This window comes from Paraperibacillus esterisolvens (assembly GCF_046237625.1).
Lineage (GTDB): Bacteria > Bacillota > Bacilli > Bacillales > DSM-1321 > Paraperibacillus > Paraperibacillus esterisolvens.
The window spans coordinates 2,246,796-2,270,724 of record NZ_CP143545.1 but is presented as its reverse complement, the minus strand read 5'-3'; the positions used below and the strand labels follow the sequence as shown (position 1 = coordinate 2,270,724).

The window sequence follows — 23,929 nt, the reverse complement described above, 5'->3', positions numbered from 1 at the left end:
GGGTGGTTATGGAGGATAGGGACTATGTGTTTCATCGTGATTTTTTTAAGGAGTATCCGCTCATTGCGTATGGGAAGGGTGTTTATTTGTTTGATGAGGACGGGAGGCGGTATTTGGATGCCTGTTCAGGGGCTGTTGCTGCAAATCTTGGTCACGGAAGAACAGAGATTGCAGCAGCGATGCAGGAGCAGGCGTCAAAGGCAGCTTTTGTGCATACTCTCCGGTTTGAAACAAGTGTGCTGCATGAACTGGCGGAAAAAACGGCGAGGCTTGCTCCCAAGCCTTTGAATACTGTTTATTTCACTTCGGGAGGCTCTGAGGCAAATGAGAGTGCCATCAAGCTGTCGCGGCAGCTCCATCATGACAGCGGGAAGCCGCAGAAAAATATAGTGATTGGCAGATGGCAGTCTTATCACGGCAATACCTATGGTTCCCTGTCAGCCGGCGGCGATATCAAAAGAAGGCAGCTCTATCAGCCCAATCTCGTGCATTTCAGCCATATCCATCCCCCTCACTGCCTGCGCTGCCCTTACCAGAGAAAGCTCACTTCCTGTAATGAAGAAAAGAACTGGTCCTGTGCTGCCAGCCTCGAAAGCATGATCCTTGAGCTGGGGCCGCAGAATGTTTCAGCCTTCATTGCCGAACCCATCACAGGCAGCCAGCTTGGTGCTTCTGTTCCTCCAGGTCAGTATTTAAAAGAAATCCGCAAAATCTGCGACCGCTATGATGTTATCATGATCGCTGATGAAGTGATGACAGGTTTCGGTAGAACAGGATGCAACTTTGCCATTGAGCATTGGGATGTAGTTCCTGACATCATCACGTTTGGAAAAGGGATATCAGCAGGCTACGCGCCGCTCGCTGGAATGATCGTACATGATAATCTGGCCGGCTTATTGAAGGAACACAGCAATGGAGTCTTTCAGCACGGTTATACATACAGCGGCCATCCGGTTTCTGCTGCTGCAGGGCTGGCTGCGCTTGCTGTCTATGAAAAAGAAGCAATCCTGGAAAATGTGAAAAGAATGGGTGCTCATCTGGTCCTGAAGCTAGAAGAATTAAAAGAGAAGATCCCTTATATATATCATATCAGAGGAAGAGGACTGCTGATTGGGGTTGAATTCGCACGGGGACGATCGGGTATACCCTTCCCGCCCCATATAAAACTTGCTGAGAAAATCAATGAAAGGGCCATGGAGCTCGGAGCCGTATTCTACCCGGGAAGCGGCTCTGTAAATGGGGTAAGGGGAGATCATATTCTGATATGCCCTCCATTGTCGGTCAAGGCGGAAGAAATTGATGAGGCACTTGGAATTCTGGAGAAAGCAGTACTGGATGTTGTAATGGAGGAGGGGAATCAAAATGGCTGAACAAGCTGAAGTATCTATTAGGGAGAAGGCAGGAAAACACTTGTCACCCGTCATGACCCGCGTGTCGGAAATGGTGATTGACAGGGCGGAGGGAGCCAGATTCTGGACGGAAGACGGCCGGGAATATATAGATTTTGTTTCGGGAGTGGCTGTAAATGCGCTCGGTCACTCTCACCCTGCCATTGTGGAAGCGGTAAAAAAGCAGGCAGACCGCTTTCTTCACTTTGGGCTGAATTACGGCTATTACGACAGTGCTGTGAATCTTGCTGAAAAGCTTGCCAAAATAACACCGGGAAATCTGGACACTGTCTTTTTTTCCAATTCTGGGGCTGAAGCAATCGACGGTGCCATTAAGCTTGCCAAGGCAGCTACGGGGAGACCGGGGATCATCGCGTTTGAGGGATCGTTTCACGGCCGTACGCTTGGAGCGACAGCTCTTACTGCATCCAGTTCCAAATACCGCAGACTGTATGAGCCTGCATTGGGGGAGGTGTATCATCTGCCCTATCCTTATCCTTCACATCTTAAGCATGTAAATCCCGGTGAGATAAGCGAATACTGTCTCGGGCAGCTTCAGAAATTGTTTGAGCTGAGGACTGACCCGTCCAGGATAGCTGCCATTCTCATCGAGCCGGTCATGGGAGAAGGAGGATACTTCCCGGCACCTTCCGACTACCTGCAGGGCTTGCGCAAGGCTGCAGATGAACATGGAATCCTCCTTATTTTTGATGAAGTACAGTCGGGCTTTGGCAGGACCGGCAAAATGTTTGCAGCTGAACATTCTGGTGTCGTCCCGGACATTCTCGTTCTCGCCAAGGCCCTCTCAGGCGGCCTGCCGCTCGGGGCAATTGTAGCCGAAAGGGTCTTGCACGAAAAATGGCCTCAGGGTGCTCATGGATCTACCTTCGGTGGAAATCCTGTTTCTTGTGCCGCTGCCCTGGCAAGTATCGGGGTCCTGGAGGAAGAAAGACTTTTGGAACGCAGCAGCAGGCTGGGAAGCAAAATTGTCACGAGATTAAAAGAAACATTGAGTGGTATCAGGGGACTGAAGGAAATCAGAGGTCTTGGCTTGATGATCGGGCTGGAATTTGAACAAGACGCGGCGGCAGCTGCTGTACCGAAAATAAAGGAGCGGGCTCTCGATCATTCGCTTTTGGTTATGAACTGCGGTGTCTATGGGCAAACCATACGGCTCATGCTTCCGCTGAACATTGATGAAGATATATTGGACAGGGGGCTGTCTATATTGGAAGAGGCGGTTAAAACCATCTGCGGGGAGCTGGGATGATGAATCTGGGATTGTATATCAACGGTGAATGGGTTCTGGATCAGGGTCAGGCCTGCTCAGCCAGCATTGACCCGGCTACGGAGGAAGAAGTCGGGCGCTTTCCCCTGGCAGCGGCTGCCCAGGTCGATGCGGCAGTTGAAAGTGCTGCAGGAGCATTTGCTGAATGGAAAAAGACCCCTCTGCCGGAAAGAGCAAAATTTCTGTGGAGGGCATCGCTTGGTTTTGAGGAAAATCAGGAAGCCATTGCTGAGGTGATGACAAGGGAGATGGGGAAGACCCTGGCTGAATCGCGGGGAGAAGTAGGTGTGGTGATCGAGACCTGCAGATACATGGCCGGTGAGGGGCGCAGGCTTTTCGGCGAAACAACCGCCTCTTCCTCACCCCACAGGAGCATTGCCATGGTCAGGGAACCAATCGGGGTAGCAGCCTGCATCACTCCCTGGAATTTTCCGGTCGCCATGGCCGGATATAAAATAACAGCAGCCCTTATCAGCGGCAATACCGTGGTATGGAAGCCGGCTTCTGAGACGGCACTATCGGCACAGCTGTTCACAGAGGTTTTTCATAAAGCAGGCATCCCGGCGGGTGTTTTAAATCTGATTACCGGTCCGGGGAGCACAGTCGGCACCCGGCTGGCCTCCCATGAAAAGGTAAAAATCATTTCGTTCACGGGTTCCACTGAAGTAGGCATCCAGCTGGCAGGCATTGCCTCAAAATCCCTGAAACGGACTTCGCTTGAATTAGGGGGGAAGAATGCCGCTATTGTCCTGAGAGATGCAGACCTTGACCTTGCAGCTGCAGCGATTGTGAAAGCTGCCTTCACTACAACGGGCCAGAGATGCACGGCAGCGAGCCGGGTCATCGCAGAGGGGGAAATCCATGATCAGCTTTTAGAGAAGGTAGTGAAGCTGACAGAAGCTTTGAAGATCGGGAATGGCCTTGAGGAAGGTGTGGACATCGGACCGCTTGTAAACCGGGAAAGGCTGCTTTCTTCCCTGCAGTATGTGAAAGATGCGGTGAAAGAAGGAGCGGCTCTTGAATGTGGAGGGGATGCAATTCATTCTAAAAAAGGCTATTATTTCAAACCTGCTGTCTTAAGCGGTGTCAAACCGGAGGACAAAATCGCGGTTGAAGAGGTGTTTGGCCCTGTCCTCGCCTTCATCAAGGCGGCTTCGTTTGAAGAAGCAGTCCGCATCAATAATGCCACACCATACGGCCTGTCCACCTCCATTTTTACGAACAGCCTGCATTACGCAAACAGGGGGGCTGCAGAGATCGAAAGCGGGCTGGTTTATATTAACAATGGTACTTCCAACGCTGAGATCGGGGCTGCGTTCGGGGGGACAAAGCTGTCGGGAAACGGCCACAGAGAAGTATCACATCATGTGTTTGACGCTATGACTGAGTGGAAGACGATCTATACGAATTACTGAACATAAGGAGATCTGGGGCCAGTGGAAAAGTTAAGGATAGGAATCGCTTTTTTTTATCATGAATCAAACAGTTTTGCACCTTACAAGACCGAGCTGCAGGATTTCTATAATGAGGGGTATTTCAAAGGAAATGATTTACTGTCAGCTTATGAAGGCACCGGGACAGAGGCAGGCGGATTCATCGAGATCCTGCGAAAGGAAGAAGGAGTGGAAATGGTTCCGCTGCTGGCAGCGGCTGCTGTTCCGTCCGGAACGGTTGCCGAAGAAGCCTTCCAGCATATTGCTGCTGAAATGATTTCTTGTCTGCAGGATGCCGGCAGGCTGGATGGGCTGCTGATTGGACTGCATGGCGCCATGGCGGCAGAAGTGACTCTGGATCCGGAAGAAGTTCTTTTGAGAAAGATCAGGGGGTGTATCGGACCAAAGCCTGTGATTGCAGCAACACTGGATATGCACGCCAACCTCAGCAGGGAGATGATTGAGCATACTCCCTACTTTTTCGGATTTAAAACCTATCCACACACCGATATGTACCAGCAGGGCATGAATGCTGCCAGCCGGCTGCTTAAGGTATTAAGGGAGAATCACAGAGGTGAGGCCGTGTTCATAAAACTGCCCATGATGCCTCCTTCCATCAACATGAAAACTTCCGAAGGGCCGATGCATGAATTGATGGAACTGGCCTTAATGATAGAGGCAGAAGGAGGGGCAGAGACGATTTCGATCTTTGGCGGATTCCCTTATTCTGATGTTCCATGTGCCGGCGCAAGCGTCATAGCGGTAGATCAGCAGGTTGATAAAGCAAGAAAAGCCGCACAAAAGGCGGCAGACCGCTTCTGGGAATTAAGGGAGCAATTTATCGTAAAACTGCCAGGGGTGGAAGATGGCCTTAACTTGGCATTGTCGGTCAATGATAAAAAGCCTGTTGCAGTAGCTGATATTTCCGATAATCCCCTTAGCTGCGGCAGCGGGGATACCACCGCCCTGCTCGGGGAAATGCTCCGCCTGAACCTGGAATGGTCTTTGTTCGGAGGCCTGACAGATCCTGTTTCCATCCAAAAGTGCAGGCAGGCAGGCGAAGGGGCGGTGGTCAGCCTTGATCTCGGCGGAAAAATACTCCCCCAATTCGGGCCTCCGGTGCCGGTCACGGCAAGAGTAATTGCATTATCCGAAGGAATCTTCTACAACAGTGGTCCTTTCAATCATAAGCTGAAAGTGGATCTTAAGGGGGCAGCTTTTATCCGCGCAGGCAATATGGATATTCTGCTGATCGGCCGCCCGATGTCGGCGAATGATCCGGAAATGTTCAGGCATATCGGCATAGAACCGTCAGACTACAGGATTATGGGACTGAAAGCCAAGAATCATTTTCTGGCTGCATTCTGCCCCATTATCAGCACGGTGATTTATGTTGACGCTCCTGGTGTAGCAGCAAACGATCTTTCTGTCTTGAAATATACCAATATCCCGGAAAACCTGTGGCCCTTATATCATGCAGAATGGCCGCCGAAAGGAGGATCTGTAAATGGAGACCAGTGAAGATTCCTATTATACGGAGATACCGCGCTCCCTTTCCCCTCAGGATCAGAAGCTGATGATTCAGCTTGAAAAGGATGCTTTCCCGGGAATTGGAGCTGTCGATGAGCAGACACTTGTCCCGCTTGCGAGGTATGGGAAAATCATTTTTTACAGGGAAAAAGGCGATCCTGTGCCGGTTGCAGTCTGTGAACTTATGCGAGATTACTATGATCGGGAAAAAGCTTATATTTTTGGCTATTATGTGCGGTCAGATAAAAAAGGTGCAGGACTTGGCAGGCGGTTTATGGAGGAAGTGCATCGAATTCTTAGGCAGGACGGTTTTTCAAAAGCATGTTTGACCGTAAGCATCGTAAACAGGCCGGCAGTCGCGCTCTATGAAAAGTCAGGTTATGTGACCAGGGAGCTGAGACCGGATGAATATGGCACGGGAGAGGACAGATTTTACATGGAGAAAAGCCTGTAAAGCCGCTAGAACCGAGGAGGGAAATCATGGAGTTATTTAAGCCTGCAAGACATTGGAGCGAAGTGGAGCTTTGGAAGGATGTTACCGGGGAACAATGGAATGACTGGATCTGGCAGCTCACCAATACGATCAAAACACTTGATGATCTGAAAAAGGTGATCAATCTGACTCCTGATGAAGAAGAGGGAGTAAGAATTTCAACCAAGACCATCCCCTTGAACATCACACCGTATTACGCTTCACTCATGGATCCAGAAGATCCAAAATGCCCGGTGCGCATGCAGTCGGTCCCAATCAGCAAGGAATTGAAGAAAACGCGGTATGACCTTGAGGATCCGCTCCACGAGGATGAAGATTCACCTGTTCCCGGCCTTACACATCGTTATCCGGACAGAGTCCTCTTTCTTGTAACCAATCAGTGTTCCATGTACTGCCGATATTGCACGAGACGGCGATTTTCCGGGCAGATCGGTATGGGAGTGCCGAAAAAGCAGCTGGATGCCGCTATATCCTATATACGGGAAACTCCTGCCGTAAGAGACGTGCTGATTTCAGGCGGAGACGGCTTATTGATCAATGATCATATTTTAGAATATATTCTTAAAAATCTGAGAGAAATCCCGCACGTCGAAATTATCAGAATCGGCACAAGGGCACCCGTCGTATTCCCGCAGCGGATTACCGAGAATTTATGCAAGATTCTCCGGAAATATCACCCAGTCTGGCTGAATACCCATTTCAATACCTCAATTGAGATTACAGAGGAATCAAAGCGGGCCTGTGAAATGCTTGTCGACGCCGGCGTTCCGGTCGGGAATCAGGCCGTCATCCTCTCCGGCATCAACGATAGTGTGCCTATCATGAAAAAACTGATGCACGATCTGGTCATGATCAGGGTGCGCCCTTATTATATATACCAGTGTGACCTGTCTGAGGGCATCGGCCATTTCCGCGCACCAATCAGTAAAGGACTTGAAATAATGGAAGGCCTAAGAGGGCATACATCAGGATATGCCGTTCCGGTATTCGTCGTCGATGCCCCTGGCGGAGGCGGCAAGATACCGCTGCAGCCAAATTATATCATCTCACAGAGTGCGACCAAGGTCATTCTCCGGAACTTTGAAGGAGTGATCACCTCCTATCCCGAGCCCCAGGACTATCAGGCGGGAAAGGCCGATGCCTACTTCAGTGAGCGGTTCCCGGAGGTTTACAAAACATATAACAGTACCGGAATTCTTTCCGTTATGGATGATTCGAAGTTCAATATAGTGCCGGAAGGACTGGAGCGCCTGAATAAAAGGAATTCCTACAATGTAAATCCCGCACATGAAAGTTTAAAGGATAAGAGAGGGAAGCGAGATGAATTAAAAGAGAAAAAATTCCTCGCCCAGCAATCCAAAACGAAAGAAGAAAAAAGGGTGGATGAGCCATGATATGTATCTGGTGCAATCTTGAAGGGGCATCGGAGACCAGGTCCTCTGTATTCTGGGAGCTGCCAGACGGCACTAAGGCCATTGAGATTACCGGTACACCCACTATTGAATGCAGCGGATGCGGCATGAAATATCAGACAGATAGCCTGACCATGGAAATAGAAGACCAGCTGTTTTTAATCGATACGAAAACTCTTCCTAAAGTGATTGATTATAAAGAACTAATGGAAAGGCCGAGGCTGCTGAAAAGAAACTATTTTAATTTTAATAACTGAGAGGAAGGAGGCAGAATATCTGCTTCCTTTTTTGTGGTTAGCAGAGGGGACAAGAATTTTTCTGTAAAATTCCTGAGTGTCTATAATAAAAGGTGAGATATAATATTAAATAGATAGACTTTTGGTAAATATGGGTTAAACTAAGAATAGTTTCCAATACATAACAGGAGAGAATGCTGCTTGCAACTATTCAGAGATTTTCAAAAAAGAATGCTTTTTAATTACATGTTCGGCTCTTTTATTGCAGTATTTGGCATCGGCAGTTTATTTATTTTCCATACGCTTATCCTGAGATCTGAGGAAATTGCACTCCTTCTGTGCATCATGCTGATTTCTTTTGCGATCATGGCAGCGGTGGAGTATGCGGTCTACAGGCATCACATTAAACCAATCCGTAAGGTATATGAGACCGATCTCACGGATTTTTCCAGCCTGGAAAAAGCTTATCATGCGGTTCATTCTTTTCCGGTTCTAACGGTAAAAAGGATACTCGGTCCGCATTTTCTAGGTGTTGCTTTTCCATCAAGCATTCTGGTATCCATATTTATCAGCACGGGGCACCTGCATATACCCTATCATTATATCTTCATTTCATGGGCTGGTGCTTTTTTGATCGCCAGTATGCATGCGATCATTGAGTTTTTCCTGACCTACCGCACCATTACCCCTTTGATCACGGATTTATTAAAGCGTACAGAGCGGTCAACCGGCATTTTGAGCCTTCCCGAAAAGAACACAATCAGCTTGAAAAGCAAGATACTCTACAGCTCTCTTTTTATTGCCATTTTTCCCCTGATGATTTTCATCCTCGTTTCCTGGATTCAGCTTAAGCAGCTGGACGGAGGAAGTATGGCAGATTATTGGCGGTGGGCGGTCGTTATATTAGCCGTTATCCTGTTTCTGTCCACATTTTCGAGTCTGCTTTTATATGAAAATATAAACAATCCAATGGAGAAACTTAAGATTGGCTTTGCTGCAGTAGAGATGGGGAAACTCACATCCCTTGAGAATATTTATTCGGATGAGTTTTCCCGGCTCGTAGCGGGATTCAACTCCATGACGAATAAAATCATAACCAGGGACAGGCGTAATGGCGAGCTGCTGGAAAGCTTTTATACGGTTTTCGCCGCCACCCTGGATGCGAGAGACCCTTATACGGCTGGACATTCGGAGCGGGTGGCCGAGTATTCCGTTTCAATTGGGAAGAAGGCCGGTCTTGGGCATGTTGAACTGGACTTATTGAGGAAGTCAGCGCTGCTGCATGATATTGGTAAAATTGGAATCAGTGATGCGGTCCTGCTCAAGGAAGGCAGGCTTACAGCCGGAGAATATGAAGAAATAAAGAAACATCCGGTAATCGGCGCTAATATATTGGAGCAGATTAATCTACCCAAGGACTTAAGGCCTCTGCTTCCCGGCGTAAAATATCATCATGAACGCTATGACGGACGGGGTTATCCGGAGGGGCTGACAGGAGAGAATATTCCGCTGTTCGGCAGAATTATGGCGGTGGCTGACGCCTTCGATGCCATGACATCTGATCGTCCATATAGAAGGGGAATGGCTTCCGGTAAGGCTCTAGACATTCTTCAAGAAGGCAGAGGAACTCAATGGGATCCGGTCTATGTTGATTTCTTCATTGAATTGAATCGTGAAAAAGAGACAGTCCCTGCTGCAAACTAGGGCTGTCTCTTTTATTTATTGTAAAGGAGGGAGCTGCACGTAATCACGGGCTTCCTGCAGTTATTCATCTTTCTCGCAGGTCGTGCCTGCGCCTTGCCCCGATCCACCACCTTATTGTTTTAATTTATCTATATCCTCCCGGGTTTCCTGGAATTCCAGGTCCAGTATTCCCTGCTGCTTAATGAAATTACGGGCTTCGTCATCACCTAATTTATAAATTATGCTGTAGATTTTTTGCAGGGAAGATTCATATTTATCATTCTGGGAATCTTTGCTTGGTTCCACATACGGAACATGAGATCTGGCAAACGTTTTCATATCATCATTGTAATTTTCCGTGAACCACATTTTTAGTTCAGCCAGCTCTTCCTCATCTGCCTGGATTCTGAAATTCGGGCTGCCGTCAATCGGCTGTTCAAGGATTTCACCATTAGAAATATCCACAAAATAAGTATTTTTCAAGGTTTCCATATCAACACTCCCTATATGTCATTTCTTATCTGTACCACTATAATGGAGATATTAATCTCTTTGCTTGTTAAAATATGCTAAACCAGGATAGGTGAAAAAATGATGGCAAAAAAAAGATATATTAATCTGGACGAAGTGGATTCTTCAAAAGGAATAGGGGACATGCTGCGGTGGGCAAAAGAGCGCAGAAACAAGGTGAAAGACCTTTCTTCCCAGATTCCTCAGGCAGATAATAAGGATACTGAAAAATTGAAGCAGAACGAGAAACAGCAGAGCATTACCTGGATTGGGCATTCTACCTTTCTCATACAATCATCAGGAATCAATATACTCACCGATCCTGTATGGGCAAAGCGGATGGGAGTGGGAAAACGGCTCACTGAGCCCGGCCTCGGCCTTAGTGAGCTTCCAAAAATAGATGCGGTAGTAATTTCACATGGCCATTATGACCATTTGGATTTTGGGACGATCAAAAAACTAGGGGGAGACCCCCATTTCTTCATTCCGGCAGGTCTTGGCCCGCTTTTCAAGAAAAGGGGATATGATAAAATTCATGAAGCACAATGGTGGGATTCCCACAGCTTTGGCGGCGTCAGGTTCACCTTTGTCCCTGCACAGCACTGGACAAAAAGGACGTTGACGGATACGAATACATCCCACTGGGGAGGCTGGATGATTGAAAGCCCTGCTGGAAGGAATGTTTATTTTGCAGGAGATACCGGATATTTTCGCGGTTTTAAGCTAATCGGAAAAGCTTTTCCCCAGGACATCGTCCTGATGCCGATAGGTGCTTACGAACCCGAGTGGTTCATGGCCGTTTCCCATATAAACCCTGAGGATTCCATAACAGCTTTTCAGGAGCTTGGCGGCTCATTATTCATTCCCATGCATTATGGCGCCTACCGGCTGGCAGACGACACCGGCCCTGAAGCACTGCAGCGGCTGGAAGCCGAATGGGATAGACTTAGCTTAAGCCGGGAAAAGCTAAAGGTCCTTAAAATAGGAGAAACTTATTGGGAGCCTTCATCCAGCTGAATGGGTTAAAACCTGGGTGGTTATCGCTGAATTCGGGGGGAAATACTTTAAAAGTGATTATGACTAATTAATGCTGGTGTTTAGGCACTTAAAGAATTGATTAAAACCATTCCTGAGCCCGATCAGGAAAAGAACCGGTCATAAAATATATTTTATGACCAAAGAGCTATGAGATGTCAGGAGAATTAGTCATAAAGAAATGATTAAGACCAAAATGGGTCAGTAGAGGAAGAAAACTGGTCATAAAGCTTTTTTAGGACCAAAAAGAACTGAGACACAGGAAAAAATGGTTTTAAGAAAAGGATTAAGACTGCAAAGAACCGGCATCCATGGATAACGAGCTGATAAAAAAGATAAACGACAATTAACAATAACAATCTGTTATAAAAGGATCTCAAATCCCGGCTGCAGGGTGATTTGTGTTTAATCAAAAGGGATGATATAGTATTTTAGGCTGTTTTGATTTCTCAGCCAACAAAGCAATCATTCATGATCGGTCAAGGGCAATCTTCTCGGATTGTCCCTTTCCTTTTTAAATAGAGAGGTACACATGATATCAACAGGCAGGTTACTTAAAGAATGGCAGGCTGCATTAAGGGCAGAAATTTACCATTTGAAAACGTATGGCAGTACTAAATATTACTTAAAAAATGGCATCAGGCTGAACGAGGGCAGCGGGTTCAGTTATTTTTTCACTTCCCGGGATGAAGTCCGGATTCCGAACGGGACTACTGCCAGGCTGCAGTGGAATGATATGGATTATGAGGGGAGAATCCTTTCCTCAGAAGGAAAAGGGATCATTCTATCCTTTGACAGGGATCTGGGTGATCTGATAGCTGAGGGAATTCTGTTCCACGATCCCTGGAAGCTGCTCGATGAGCTTTCCTGCCGCCTTGATGAAATCAGGGAGAGCCCGAAGAAAAGAAGAAGAATAAAAGATCTTATGGATCCATCTCCAGTAGACAAGCATCCGAAGGAAAAAGCATCAAGCAGTCTTCATGAACTGGTCCTGCGGACGAAATATAATCATGCTACATTTGTCTGGGGTCCGCCCGGGACAGGCAAAACATATACTCTTGCCCGCCTTGCAGGCAATAAATACAACAAGAAGCAGCGGATTCTTATCCTCTCACACAGCAATCAGGCAGTAAATGTGCTGATGACAGAAATATCTGCTTTCCTTGCTAAAAAGAACAAGTTCAGAGAGGGTGACATTCTCAGGTACGGAGGGCAGGGCGACCCGATGCTTCCTGATTCGGTCACCATGCAGGGACTCCTTGAAAAAAGCGACCCAGTGCTTGCCGGGGAGAGGCAGAAGCTGTCGGAGGAGAGAAAACTGCTTAAACAGGATCTAAACGGTTCCTTCAGCCAGAGGGATTCACAGTCCCTTCTTGAACTCGAAACCAGGCTTGCGGCTGTTTTGGAAAAGGTGCGACAGAAGGAGACCGAATTTGTTAAAGATGCTGATATCATCGGAACGACCCTTGCTAAAGCAGCAAGCGATCCTGCCATATATGAAGGCGAGTTTGATCTTGTTATTTTGGATGAGGTAAGTCAGGCCTATATCCCGCAGGCAGGGTTTGCAGCTTCCCTTGGCAGGCGGATTGTGGTCTGCGGTGACTTCAAACAGCTGCCCCCGATTGCCGCTTCACGGCACAGCCTTACAGAAAAATGGCTGAAGGATGATATCTTCCATGCGGCCGGCGTCTCAGGTGCCGGGTCCGGGGAAGAGATGCACCCTCAGCTTTTCCTGCTGCGTGAGCAGAGGAGAATGCATCCTGATATTTCTGCTTTTACCAATTCTTATATTTATCAGTCGCTTGTCACGGATCATGAATCGGTGGCTGAAGCGCGGAGGCCGCTTGCTGAGCTCTCTCCTTTTCCTGGACATGCGTCTGTGCTGCTGGATACAAGCTATACCGGTGCACATTGCATCACCGACAAAGTCTCTCATTCGCGCATGAATTTGTTCCATCTTTTCCTCTCCTTTCAAGTGATTCATGAAGCATATTCTGCGGGCTCCAGGTCGATTGGCTATATGGCGCCATACCGGGCACAGGCCATGCTCATGGATACTCTTCTTAAGGATTTATATAACGGCAGGGAGGGAGCGGAGGATATTGCCGCTTCAACTGTCCATAGATTCCAGGGAAGCGAGCGGGAAGTCATGATTTTTGATTCAGTTGATACACATACCCAGACAAGGCCTGGTATGCTGCTTACCGGAAAGGACAGCGAGCGCCTGATCAATGTAGCCGTGACAAGGACAAAAGGGAAATTCGTCCATATAAGTGACGCAAGCTTTATCAGGAAGAACATTTATCCGCGGAAGACAATCCGGCAGCTTGTGGATTATCAGATCAAACAAAAGCAGATCGTCTCCCCGGCTGAAATCGGCAGCTGGATTAAAAACAGCCACCCCAAACTGAAATGGGTCTATGCCAGGAATCTTGAAGGAATCAAACGGGATTTATCGGCTGCCAGGAATTCAATATATGCCTCCCTGCCAGCAGGCATAAAGGCAGAAAAGGACTTGGAGGAGCTGTTGGGTGCCATGTCAGGCGAAGCAATGGCCCGGTTGAGAACGGAAGAAAACGCTGATATTCCTTTTCCTTTTATCATCATCGACAGCCGGATCCTCTGGTACGGGATGCCCCTGCATGTATCACAGTGGCTGCAGCCTCCCTACCTTTCCATCAGGCTCGACTCCGTTCCTTTTATAAAGCATTTTCTTGCTGCCGTTCCGGGCAGTTTTCAACTATAGCCGCTTTTGCGGCTTTTTTGTGTTTTTCCCTGATTGGCAAGCGCGTTCTGTGACAGCAGCTTTATCGCATTTCGTTTGACTTATAACTCAAAGGTAAATTGGCCTTTCTTATACTGTCCTTAAATCTCGGATATTCCTTTTTCTATTTTTTAGAGGTCGCATAATTATTGTCTAAAGTTCTTACAAATTTATAGTACATTTCATTGTTGTGCAGGAAGTTTAACTCAATCCAAGATTTTATTGTTTCGTCAAGAGAGCGCCAGTTCTTTAAACCAGTTGTAATATCCTCATCGAAATCATTTAAATCCTGAATTCCCAGCACACATACACCAGCGCTGCGGTCACCCCAAATGCCCCATTTACAGGATGAGGATAGCCAGAGAATCGTGTACGAATTATATAAGATGGCATCAGCTAAACTATCCTCCGGTGAAGTTTCAAGAAGGGTATAATACTTATCATCTGACGCCTCAAGTGGAATTGTAAACCAATTAAAATAACCAAACTCCTTATAATAGTATCCCGCTGGGTCAGGGTCAATTACAGCAATCAGCCTGATTTATCTCCAGATGCCGTCATCAGAAGCTTTAAGACATCCCAGAATTCTTCGTACATTGCCCATTCAAAATCCCCAAAAAGAAAATGATTGTATGATTCTTTGAATAACATGTCAGGCAGGTCTTTGTCTGTATTAAATACCCTATTAACCATCTTATTTAATTCTTTATATTTATCCGTATGCTTCACAAAAGAACTCTTCACCGATTTCCTCCTCACAAGAAAACTAGGAGCCTCATGAACTTATTGCTATGAAATCTTTCCTTCGTACATCATTGCCAGTCAACAGGCAGCACTCTAATAAACCAAAGCATCGACCAATACTCTATGCTTTGTACTTTTTAGATTCTTACTAACTACTTTAGAAAAACACTGCCAGGCCTTTAATAGGGATATTATTACTGTACCATTTTTAATGATTTTGCAGAGGTTACTTAAACATAAAATAAATGACCTTATTTAAAGAACAATTTGTAAAAAGAATCGTAATTTCTTTGGAAAAATTCTTTGCAAAAAACGTTAATAAGATATACCTTATCGGCGTCACCTATACTGCCATTTAATAATAAAATACCTATTTTTTACTGGGAAATAATCGGGAAATAGGGCCTGTCCCCCGAATAATTTTTCCTTTTTTAACACAAGTTAGTAGCGGTGAATGAGTTTTTGTGCGGGATGGTGAGGAATGGTGAATGCTGGCATCAGGGGTGAGAGACGGCTTGTTTTTTTGGCTTTGGCATTGATTTTTGTGTATTTGTCTCCGCTGATTGTTCTTGGGGAGGATGCCCATATCCGGGTCCACGATAATTTAGACAGCAATATAGCCTGGTACAGAGTCCTTGCGAGGAGCGGCGAAATGTTTGGGAGTTTGAATGCTTTAATCCCCCAGGTTGCCAATGGACTTCCGCGTAATGCTTTTGGCACAGAGTGGAGCGGGATTGTCTGGATTTACGCCTGGCTGCCGACGATGGCTGCTTATACAGTCAATGCAGCGATAACTCGCATTGCTGCCTTTTTTGGGATGTATCTGCTCCTTAAGAAGCATTATATCCAAAGGGAGGAGTGGGCCATACTCAGGATTGGAGCGGCCCTGGCTTTTGCCCTCACACCATATTGGCCATCAGGCATGCTCAGTACGCTCGGAATGCCCCTCGCCCTTTTCGCATTCCTGAACATCCGTCAGGGAGAACGCAATGTGAGTGACTGGCTCATCCTTCTTCTGCTGCCCCTTTATTCAAGCTTTGTTCTGGGCTTTTTCTTCTTTCTTGCAGCAATGGGGATTCTCTGGCTGACGGATTTACTCAGATTCAAAAAATGGAATTTTCCTTTCCTTTTGGGCATTCTCGTCATGACATTATGTTATATGGCGGTGGAATACCGGCTGGTATCATCCTTCTTCGTTTCAGGTGAGCCGAACAGCAGGGATGAATATTTTCACGCAAGGCTCTCCCTGCTTGGAGCGGCAAAGCTCGCACTTAAAAACTATGTTCTGGGGCATACCCATGTCATGACTGTCCATGGCCTGATCATTATGCCACTTTCGTTTCTTGCCATTTTTGCCATAGCGTCCAGAAAGGCATTCAGCGAGGAAAAAAGATTCGTCTGGCTGATGATCCTTAATCTTTTGCTGTCTGTATGGTACGCCTTCTGGTTTTATAAGGGGTGGGTGCCGCTGACCCGGAAGTTTCATTTTATGGATACATTTAATTTTGCCAGATTTCATTTTTTACGGCCGATGATTTTATATATTATCTTTGCTGAATCTCTCCGGATTCTCTGGGTTCATAGAATGGCATCCCAAAGGGCGGCTGCGCTTTTCATCATCCTTCAGACAGCGGTGCTCGGCATCTTTAATGATGAAGTAATATACCGTTCAAAGCCCACCGTTAAGGAATTTTATGCGGAAGAAGTGTTCCGGGATATCAAGGATTATATAGGGAGGCCGCAGGAGGAATACAGAGTTGCAAGTCTTGGACTCCATCCGGCCATTGCCCAGTACAATGGGTTTTACACCCTGGATACATATAATAACTTTTACCCGTTAAGCTACAAGCATCAGTTCAGGAAAATCATTCAAAATGAACTGGCCAGGGATAAGACCATCAGGCAGTATTTTGATGAGTGGGGAGGAAGGTGTTATCTTTTCACAAACCAGCTTGAAAAAAGATATATGATCAAAAAAGATACTAAAAGAAAATTAAGAAATTTAGATTTGAACATGCAGGCATTCAAGGAGCTTGGGGGCCATTACATATTCTCTGCTCTCCCCATTACCAACGCTGAAAATAACCATCTGGTGCTGGAGAAGACCTTCACCGGGGCCCATGCGGCCTGGAAAATATACTTGTACAAAGTGGATCTGTAAAAAAATGCATGCTGGAGGATTGTGATGATTGAACCGGTGCTAACCATCGTAGTTCCCTGTTTTAATGAGGAGGAGGCGCTGCCGGCCGCTATAAGTGAGCTGAGCGTTGTCCTTAAGGGATTGATGAACGAAAAGCTGATAGACAGAAGAAGCCGGATTTTATTTGTGGATGATGGAAGCAGTGACCAAACGTGGTCTCTAATTTATAATGAGAGCCTTGAAAATATGCTGGTTAAGGGGCTGAAGCTTTCAAAAAATGCCGGACATCAAAATGCGCTGCTTGCCGGCATGGCTGCAGCCCGGGATGTTTCCGATTGCGTCATTACCATAGATGCCGACCTTCAGGACGATACCGGAGTCATTCGGGATTTCATCATGAAATACCTTGAAGGCTGCGATGTGGTTTATGGTGTCAGAAAAGGAAGGGAAACGGATACTTTTTTCAAGAGAAAGACTGCAGAGTTGTTTTATTCTCTCATGCTGAAAATGGGTGTGAACCTTATTTACAATCATGCCGATTTCAGGCTGATGAGCAAAAGGGCGCTCATGGAACTGGGGAAATTTGAAGAAGCCAATATGTTTCTGAGGGGGGTAGTCCCGCTGATCGGCTTTAAAACGGCCTCTGTTTATTATAATAGGAAAGAACGTCTGGCGGGAGAAACCAAGTATCCGCTGAAGAAAATGCTGGCCTTTGCTTTTGACGGAATCACTTCGTTTTCAGTCACACCAATAAGGCTTGTCTTGCTGCTCGGTTTTTTATCCTTTTTTGGCAGCTGTGCCTTTGGCCTTTATTTCCTGTATTTGAAGGTGAAGGGGGAAACCTCGGCAGGATGGACTTCCCTGATCACTTCCATCTGGCTGCTGGGAGGCCTGCAGCTCATTGCAATGGGAGTGATTGGCGAATATATCGGGAAAATATACAAAGAATCCAAGCGCCGTCCTAAATATATCATTGATTTTAACCCCTTCCTGCAGGTGCAGGGCGGTCTTTTGGAGAAAGATGATTCAGAGGATGAATTATATGGCGCTGCCTTTAAGAAACTCACTCAAAAATCAAACTAGCCAGCTTTTCAGATTTTTGCTTGTTGGCTTGATCAATACATGTATTGGTCTTTCACTCATCTTTATCAGTAAAAACCTCTTTCTTTTAGGCTACTGGCCCTCCGTGTGGATTGGAAACGGTGCTGGGGCGGCTGCCAGTTTTTTCCTGAACCGTTCCTTTACCTTTAGAAGCAATGCAGCACTGGGCAATGGCAGCCTCAAATTCCTTGCTGTTGTAATTGTTTCTTTATTGGCGGGTTATTCTCTTGGCAGGATGGCAGCCTTGCATGCTGCAGTAATCCTTCCTTCCGGCCCAGGAAATGCAGAGAATGATGCAGTTTGGATGGGAGCGGTCATCTATACCATGCTGAATTATTTGGGACAAAAATATATCGTTTTCAAGGTGAGGAGTACACTCTAAGGCATAGAGCAGCCATGCATTACTGCAGGCTGCTTTTTGTTCATGATTTTTAAAAAAATCCTGCATTTTCATTTTCAGAGAGAGGAGCGTAAGATAGTAAACAAACGTGAGTTTTCAACACACAGCCCATTACATGGCAAGGAATTTTGAACAAGAGCAGGAATAAACATAATAAGGCGGTGGAGCGGAGTAAGGTGCAGGCAGGATTGCCAGCAAGATAAATGATGTTCACCTGTAGCTGCAGGAACCTTTATGATACATGCAGCTCCGCCTCTTTTCCACAAAGAAAAATTTTTCAGGCCATATCTTTTTACCTGTTTCGATCCGTTATATAAGTGAGAGAGTGCTAAAAGGAGTGAGTGACATTGCTTAGCGAAGGAACAATGGATAAACCGGGCAGGCGTGATGGATGGGAAGACAAAATGAAGGAGCTTTACGGAGCCGTCTTGAAATACAGCTGTTTTGTTTCCCAGAATTCATGGGATGGAGAGGATATTGCACAATCGGTCCTGTTGAAGGCCTGGGAGCATTATAGGGACATGGAGCTGATAACCCCTGCGCTGCTCAATAAAATGGCCTATCACTGCTGGATTGATTTGATAAGAAAACGAAGCCGTGAATGTCTGCCTGGACAGCTGGAGGATAAAGAGGGGCAAGACTTTATCCCAAGAGAAATAACAGAGGAATCCCTCGGCAGGCTGACCCCCAAGCAGGCAGCAGCCTTTCTCCTTAAAGAAGGGTTTCTGTACACTTCGAAGGAAATAGCTGAACTCACAGGAATAAACGATACGGCAGTGAAAGCCGCCATTCTCCGGGCCAGAAAAAGGCTGGGCGGAAGTGATGAGGCAAATCCACTAACACAGAACATGTGGAATGAAGAGGAGAATATCAGGCTGATGGAACAGCTTCGTCTGGCATTGATAAAAAATGATCCTGCCGGGCTCATCCACCTCCTAAAAAGGCAGCAGACTTTCCAGCCCCTTCCAGCCCGGAAATCAGCTCCCAAAGCCGCTCTCTCAATGGCAGCATAATAAAATTATGTAAACAGGGAGTGGACGATATGAGTACAATTCCATATGTAATAGAGCAGTCTGGCCGGGGTGAAAGATCTTATGATATCTATTCCAGGCTGTTGAAGGACAGAATCATCATGATTGGCGAAGAAATCAATGAACATACAGCAAATAGTGTGGTAGCTCAGCTATTGTTCCTGGCAGCAGATAATCCTGATAAAGATATTTCGCTTTATATCAATAGCCCTGGAGGATCGGTAACCGCCGGCTTTGCCATCTACGATACCATGCAGTATATCAAGCCGCAGATTCAGACCATTTGTACCGGGATGGCTGCTTCCTTTGGGGCCATGCTGCTCCTGGCCGGGACCAAGGGAAAACGCTGCGCCCTGCCAAATAGTGAAATTATGATTCATCAGCCGCTTGGCGGCGTAAGGGGCCAGGCCACGGAAATTGAAATTTCCGCCAAAAGGATCTTGAAGCTGAAGCAGCACTTGAACCAGATCATATCTGAAAAGACAGGGCAGCCGCTCGAGAAGGTAGCGAGGGATACAGACCGGGACTTTTTCATGAGTGCTGAAGAAGCGAAAGCCTACGGCATTATCGATGAAATCATTTTCCCTGCCCAATAAGTAACAGGAAGCGGCATTTGCTGCTTCCTTTCTTGTTTTAGAAACATATTTCGGGAATATGAATTTTTTTCACCCTTTTTGTTGTATGATGAATAAAAAGAATATAAAGAGGGATGGAATTTGTCGATTGCTAAGTATGAAATATTTAATACAACAGTAGAAGCGGGCAGTCTCACCAAGGCAAGCGCCGCTCTTAACATTTCTCAATCGGGCGTGAGCCACGCGATCACGTCTCTGGAACAGGAACTCGGGTTTGCCCTGCTCATCCGGAATAAAGGAGGCATCAGGCTGACTCCTAACGGAGAAAGAATGCTTTCTTACATACGGGATATTCTCTATCTTCAGGAAAAAATGAGGCAGGAAGCGGCCGAGCTGAAAGGCCAGGAAATCGGTAAAATCCGTATAGCCGCATTTTCTCCCATTACAGCAGTATGGCTTCCAGGAATGCTGCATAAATTTTCGGAGCAATATCCAGACATCGTCGTTGAGGTAGCAGAGGGCCGCCAGGAGGAAATTGAGGCTTGGATTACCGCGGGTACAGTGGATTTTGGTTTTTTAATGGACCTGCCCTCTCCCTCACTTGATTTTCTTCATCTTAAGCAGGAGCATTTTTTCTGCATCATTTCGAAGGAGGATTTTCTCTCAAACCAAAGTTCGATCCTTCCAGTGCAGTTGAAAGGTCATAAGCTGCTGCTTCAAAGAACGTCTGCAGAAAAAATTAATAAAATCCTGAAAGGCGTAAAAGTGGCGGTGGATATTCCTTTTATATTGATGGATGATCAGGCAGTGATTGCCATGGCAGCTGCCTCCCATGGCATCGCCATACTCCCCGAGATATCCCTGCAGACCCTGCCGGATTCAGTAGCCAAGGTTCCATTCGCATCAAAAACAGCATTCACTTCCATCGGGATCAGTGCCCAGAGCATGAAAAACATGCCGCTGGCTGCTGAAAAGTTCATAGCAGCTGCGACTTTATGGCTGAACGAATATTATTGAACCTAAGATGCTTCCATATGCAAAAGTTGTCTTGAATGGAACTCCGTCTTTTGGTGAGCCTAGAAAAGAAGGGAGTGAATGATAATGGCTAAAGATGTACTTTGTGAAGTAGCTAATTGTATTCATAATGAAGGCGGCGAACGCTGCAGAGCCACTCAGATCTATGTTGTGAGCCATCACGGCGAACAGGCTGCAAACAGCCGTGAAACAGATTGCAAAACCTTCGAACCTTCAGGCATATAAGCAATACGACAGGGAGTTCTTATCATGGAAAAACACAAGCACTGGGAGCATGAAAGGGAAACCAGGACCTTATACGGGCTGCTGCCTGAGGAGAGTCTGGAATCTGCCCGCTTTGCTGTTTCCGGCAATACACATTTGAATGAGTATCCCCATCTTTCAGAAGAAAAGCTGGATGGATAGTACATGTACTTATGATGCATGTTGGTTTACCATATCTTTCACAAGCATTTATGCTGCCGATATATAACCTCAGGCTTAAAGCCGAAAGGAAGGGATGAGCATGTCACTCGAATGGTTTGACCGGGTTGCAGGGGAACTCCAGGATCATCTGGAATCCATCTGCCAAAAGTACGATCAAATGGGATATATGACTTTAGAAAGAGGATCTAAACATCCAAGGATCGAGTTTTATGTCGAAAGTGATGATACAGATTCTCCTGACGGAAGAGAGTACTTTTTCACTTTGAATTATGATCCCAATAATGAAGAATTCTATATGGATTCATTCGAACCAGAAATGCTTTCTGCCGCAAAAATCATTCTTTCTGATATAGAGGATATCGTGGATGCTGTCCATGAAGGTTTTCATGAGTATATGAATGGAGACGAATACAACATGGATGAAGAATCGGATTTCGATACAGATTCTGATGAAGATGAATTCGAGGTTCAATATCAATATGCTGATAATGAAGACTATTCGGGTGAAGATGATGGGTTGTATGCTGACAGTGAAGGAGATGGACTCCTTGAACAGGTGGATGTAGAGTGGGAAACACCTGAAGTCACCGCGTTCATGCAGGAAGACGAAGTAGAAGTAACCTACCAGTTCGGCATTGTGCCTGAAACCGGTGATGGTGTCCTCCGCCGCATAAACCGGATCTGGACTGAAGATGATGACCTCATCAAAGATGAAACCAATTTCATTTTCAGCAAGGAAGAAGCGAGTACCATAATTGCCATGATTGCAAGCAACATGGACTCCATGACTGAAATGGACTATAACTAAAGGATTTTTCCTTTGTTTATCTGCCGCTGCCCGAGTATGGGCAGCGGATTTTTAATGGCATAAAACATATTCACTTTGACACAGCTCATTCTAGACATGATCTATGTTTATACAAAGCTTTACATGAATTTACTGTGAGGATGGTAAAGTTCATACTTTTTCCTCATATGATAAATAAAGGGGATTTTTGTAGAAATAGAGAAGAAGTAAGGAAACGTATCAGGAGGTGGTAGATTTGAAAAAGAAGGTCATGGCAGTCAGTTTGACGGCAGTGCTCGTGTTCTCGGCCCTTTTTATGTTCTTTGCCGGCAGCGGGATAAAGCCCAGCGCGGGTGAATCCGGGCAGGAATTGACGAGGGAGCTTAATGCTCTGCTTAACAATGATCCTCTTTTAAAGGGAGCCTTGGCGGGAGTGAGTGTACGATCTGCGGATAGCGGAAAGCTGCTTTATGATCATATTGGGAATATAAGATTGAGACCGGCATCCAATATGAAGCTTTTAACCGGGGCGGCTGCGCTTAATGTCTTGAGTGAGAATCACAGGTTTTCGACTGAGCTGCTTTTGGATGGCTCTGTAAAAGGTTCAGTACTTAAAGGGAATCTCTATTTAAAGGGGAAGGGTGATCCAACACTTCTGGAGAAAGACCTGGATGCATTTGCAGCAGGATTGAAGAAAAAAGGAATAAAGACTGTCTCCGGTAATTTGCTCAGCGATGATACCTGGTACGATTCCGAGCGCTATTCACAGGATCTGTCATGGACCGACGAAATGGAGTACTATGGTGCCCAGGTTTCAGCATTGACACTGTCACCCAACGAGGATTATGATGCCGGAACAGTGATTGTCCATGTAAATCCAGGTAAGACCGCCGGGGCAGCTGCCAGTATTGGGATGGAGCCAAGGAACAGCTATCTCAAAATCCTGAATAAGACCAGGACCGTCCCTAAGGGAGAAGAAAAGAAAATCACCATAAAACGCGGGCATGGAAGCAATGTGATCACAATAGAAGGAACCCTGCCGATTGGAGCTGACCCCGCGAAAGAGTGGATAGCCGTATGGGAACCGGAAGGCTATACACTGAACGTGTTCAGGCAGTCTCTCTTTGAACAGGGAATCAGGATTACCGGGAAGCTGCAGGAAGGAACAGCCCCAAAGAAAGCGAAGGTAATGGCTGTACATAAATCCATGACACTCAGTGATATGTTCATACCTTTCATGAAGCTGAGCAACAATACGCATGCTGAGCATCTGGTGAAGGAAATGGGCAGAGTAAAAAAAGGTGAGGGAAGCTGGACAAAGGGATTAGAGGTCTTAAAGTCAGAACTGCCGAAATTCGGGGTGAAGACAGATGATCTTGTGATCCGTGACGGCTCGGGCATCTCACATGTAAATCTTATACCGGCAAACGAACTGACTGACCTCCTTTATTCAGTGCAGGACGAAGAATGGTTTTCTGCCTATCTGCACTCTCTGCCAACTGCGGGCATCAGTGACAGAATGACAGGCGGCACACTGCGGAACAGACTCAAAAAACCGCCTGTACTCGGCAATATCCATGCCAAGACTGGTTCAATAGCGACTGTAAGCTCTTTATCAGGATATGTGAAGACCAAGAGCGGAAAGAGAATGGTTTTCTCCATCCTTCTTAATAATCTCACCGACGGTTCAAAGGGTAAGATAATAGAAGATAAAGTGGCGGAGATTCTGGCAAAGCAATAATGATTTTAGAGAGAGCTGATTTCAGCTCTTTTTTCTATGGTAACGGTGCGGAGCTGCATGTATCAAGGCTTCCAACAGCCAGGTGCATCTTTTAGCCTGCCGGCATTTCCGCCTTACTCCGCCCCACCGACCCCAAAGGGTCCTGTCATCTTCATGGGCTGTTAGTAGAAACTAAGG

Annotated in this window: 22 protein-coding genes; 20 read left to right on the top strand and 2 right to left on the bottom strand. The window is 46.3% G+C overall.

Features of this window, described 5'->3' with window-relative positions; all coding sequences use genetic code 11:
• Positions 1 to 8: 8 nt before the first annotated feature.
• From V1501_RS11455 to V1501_RS11420, 8 genes are all read left to right on the top strand, one after another.
• Entirely contained in the window at positions 9 to 1,370 is a 1,362-nt protein-coding gene (locus V1501_RS11455; protein ID WP_409288217.1) for an aspartate aminotransferase family protein, read from the top strand.
• A complete protein-coding gene (locus tag V1501_RS11450; protein ID WP_409288216.1) occupies positions 1,363 to 2,658 on the top strand; it encodes an aminotransferase class III-fold pyridoxal phosphate-dependent enzyme in 1,296 nt (431 codons plus the stop codon). The genes V1501_RS11455 and V1501_RS11450 overlap by 8 nt, the downstream gene beginning before the upstream one ends.
• Positions 2,655 to 4,091 (top strand): aldehyde dehydrogenase family protein, encoded by a 1,437-nt coding sequence (locus V1501_RS11445; RefSeq protein ID WP_409288214.1) that lies wholly within the window; start codon positions 2,655 to 2,657, stop codon positions 4,089 to 4,091. Before V1501_RS11450 ends, V1501_RS11445 begins: the two co-directional genes overlap by 4 nt.
• A 21-nt stretch (positions 4,092 to 4,112) precedes the next feature.
• Complete coding sequence (locus tag V1501_RS11440) at positions 4,113 to 5,630, top strand: M81 family metallopeptidase (RefSeq protein WP_409288212.1); 1,518 nt, start codon at positions 4,113 to 4,115, stop codon at positions 5,628 to 5,630.
• Entirely contained in the window at positions 5,617 to 6,093 is a 477-nt protein-coding gene (locus V1501_RS11435) for a GNAT family N-acetyltransferase (RefSeq protein ID WP_409288210.1), read from the top strand. Before V1501_RS11440 ends, V1501_RS11435 begins: the two co-directional genes overlap by 14 nt.
• A 26-nt stretch (positions 6,094 to 6,119) precedes the next feature.
• Positions 6,120 to 7,526 carry a lysine 2,3-aminomutase gene (gene ablA / locus V1501_RS11430; protein ID WP_409288209.1) on the top strand — a complete coding sequence of 469 codons (1,407 nt, stop codon included), beginning with the start codon at positions 6,120 to 6,122 and terminating at the stop codon, positions 7,524 to 7,526.
• On the top strand, positions 7,523 to 7,801 hold the full coding sequence (locus V1501_RS11425) for a YokU family protein (RefSeq protein ID WP_409288207.1): 279 nt from the start codon (positions 7,523 to 7,525) through the stop codon (positions 7,799 to 7,801). Before ablA ends, V1501_RS11425 begins: the two co-directional genes overlap by 4 nt.
• A 180-nt stretch (positions 7,802 to 7,981) precedes the next feature.
• Positions 7,982 to 9,484: an HD-GYP domain-containing protein gene (locus V1501_RS11420; RefSeq protein WP_409288205.1), complete on the top strand. Its 1,503-nt coding sequence runs from the start codon at positions 7,982 to 7,984 to the stop codon at positions 9,482 to 9,484.
• A gap of 111 nt (positions 9,485 to 9,595) precedes the next feature.
• Here V1501_RS11420 and V1501_RS11415 read toward each other — a convergent pair whose 3' ends face one another.
• Complete coding sequence (locus tag V1501_RS11415) at positions 9,596 to 9,955, bottom strand: hydrolase (protein WP_409288203.1); 360 nt, start codon at positions 9,953 to 9,955, stop codon at positions 9,596 to 9,598.
• Positions 9,956 to 10,057: 102 nt separating this feature from the next.
• On the opposite strand from V1501_RS11415, the gene V1501_RS11410 reads away from it, so the two are divergent.
• Together V1501_RS11410 and V1501_RS11405 are read left to right on the top strand one after the other, a co-directional pair.
• Positions 10,058 to 10,990, top strand: coding sequence for an MBL fold metallo-hydrolase (locus V1501_RS11410; protein ID WP_409288201.1), 933 nt, complete (start codon positions 10,058 to 10,060; stop codon positions 10,988 to 10,990).
• Between the two features lie 550 nt (positions 10,991 to 11,540).
• Positions 11,541 to 13,754 carry an AAA domain-containing protein gene (locus tag V1501_RS11405; protein ID WP_409288199.1) on the top strand — a complete coding sequence of 738 codons (2,214 nt, stop codon included), beginning with the start codon at positions 11,541 to 11,543 and terminating at the stop codon, positions 13,752 to 13,754.
• A gap of 549 nt (positions 13,755 to 14,303) precedes the next feature.
• Here V1501_RS11405 and V1501_RS11400 read toward each other — a convergent pair.
• Complete coding sequence (locus tag V1501_RS11400; protein ID WP_409288198.1) at positions 14,304 to 14,516, bottom strand: hypothetical protein; 213 nt, start codon at positions 14,514 to 14,516, stop codon at positions 14,304 to 14,306.
• A 481-nt stretch (positions 14,517 to 14,997) separates the two neighbouring features.
• On the opposite strand from V1501_RS11400, the gene V1501_RS11395 reads away from it, so the two are divergent.
• From V1501_RS11395 to dacB, 10 genes are all read left to right on the top strand, one after another.
• The gene (locus V1501_RS11395; RefSeq protein WP_409288196.1) at positions 14,998 to 16,677 is read left to right on the top strand and encodes a DUF6044 family protein; all 1,680 of its coding nucleotides are present in this window, start codon (positions 14,998 to 15,000) and stop codon (positions 16,675 to 16,677) included.
• Positions 16,678 to 16,701: 24 nt separating this feature from the next.
• The gene (locus V1501_RS11390; protein ID WP_409288194.1) at positions 16,702 to 17,739 is read left to right on the top strand and encodes a glycosyltransferase family 2 protein; all 1,038 of its coding nucleotides are present in this window, start codon (positions 16,702 to 16,704) and stop codon (positions 17,737 to 17,739) included.
• Complete coding sequence (locus tag V1501_RS11385; protein WP_409288193.1) at positions 17,699 to 18,139, top strand: GtrA family protein; 441 nt, start codon at positions 17,699 to 17,701, stop codon at positions 18,137 to 18,139. Before V1501_RS11390 ends, V1501_RS11385 begins: the two co-directional genes overlap by 41 nt.
• 365 nt (positions 18,140 to 18,504) lie before the next feature.
• On the top strand, positions 18,505 to 19,170 hold the full coding sequence (locus tag V1501_RS11380) for a sigma factor-like helix-turn-helix DNA-binding protein (protein ID WP_409288191.1): 666 nt from the start codon (positions 18,505 to 18,507) through the stop codon (positions 19,168 to 19,170).
• A gap of 29 nt (positions 19,171 to 19,199) precedes the next feature.
• Positions 19,200 to 19,784 carry an ATP-dependent Clp endopeptidase proteolytic subunit ClpP gene (gene clpP / locus V1501_RS11375; protein ID WP_409288189.1) on the top strand — a complete coding sequence of 195 codons (585 nt, stop codon included), beginning with the start codon at positions 19,200 to 19,202 and terminating at the stop codon, positions 19,782 to 19,784.
• A gap of 120 nt (positions 19,785 to 19,904) precedes the next feature.
• Complete coding sequence (locus V1501_RS11370; protein ID WP_409288187.1) at positions 19,905 to 20,780, top strand: LysR family transcriptional regulator; 876 nt, start codon at positions 19,905 to 19,907, stop codon at positions 20,778 to 20,780.
• An 84-nt stretch (positions 20,781 to 20,864) separates the two neighbouring features.
• Positions 20,865 to 21,023 (top strand): DUF1540 domain-containing protein, encoded by a 159-nt coding sequence (locus V1501_RS11365; protein WP_409288186.1) that lies wholly within the window; start codon positions 20,865 to 20,867, stop codon positions 21,021 to 21,023.
• Between the two features lie 24 nt (positions 21,024 to 21,047).
• Complete coding sequence (locus V1501_RS11360; RefSeq protein WP_409288184.1) at positions 21,048 to 21,203, top strand: hypothetical protein; 156 nt, start codon at positions 21,048 to 21,050, stop codon at positions 21,201 to 21,203.
• A 100-nt stretch (positions 21,204 to 21,303) separates the two neighbouring features.
• Complete coding sequence (locus V1501_RS11355) at positions 21,304 to 22,032, top strand: hypothetical protein (RefSeq protein WP_409288183.1); 729 nt, start codon at positions 21,304 to 21,306, stop codon at positions 22,030 to 22,032.
• Between the two features lie 235 nt (positions 22,033 to 22,267).
• Positions 22,268 to 23,752, top strand: coding sequence for a D-alanyl-D-alanine carboxypeptidase/D-alanyl-D-alanine-endopeptidase (gene dacB, locus V1501_RS11350; protein ID WP_409288181.1), 1,485 nt, complete (start codon positions 22,268 to 22,270; stop codon positions 23,750 to 23,752).
• Positions 23,753 to 23,929: the final 177 nt, after the last annotated feature.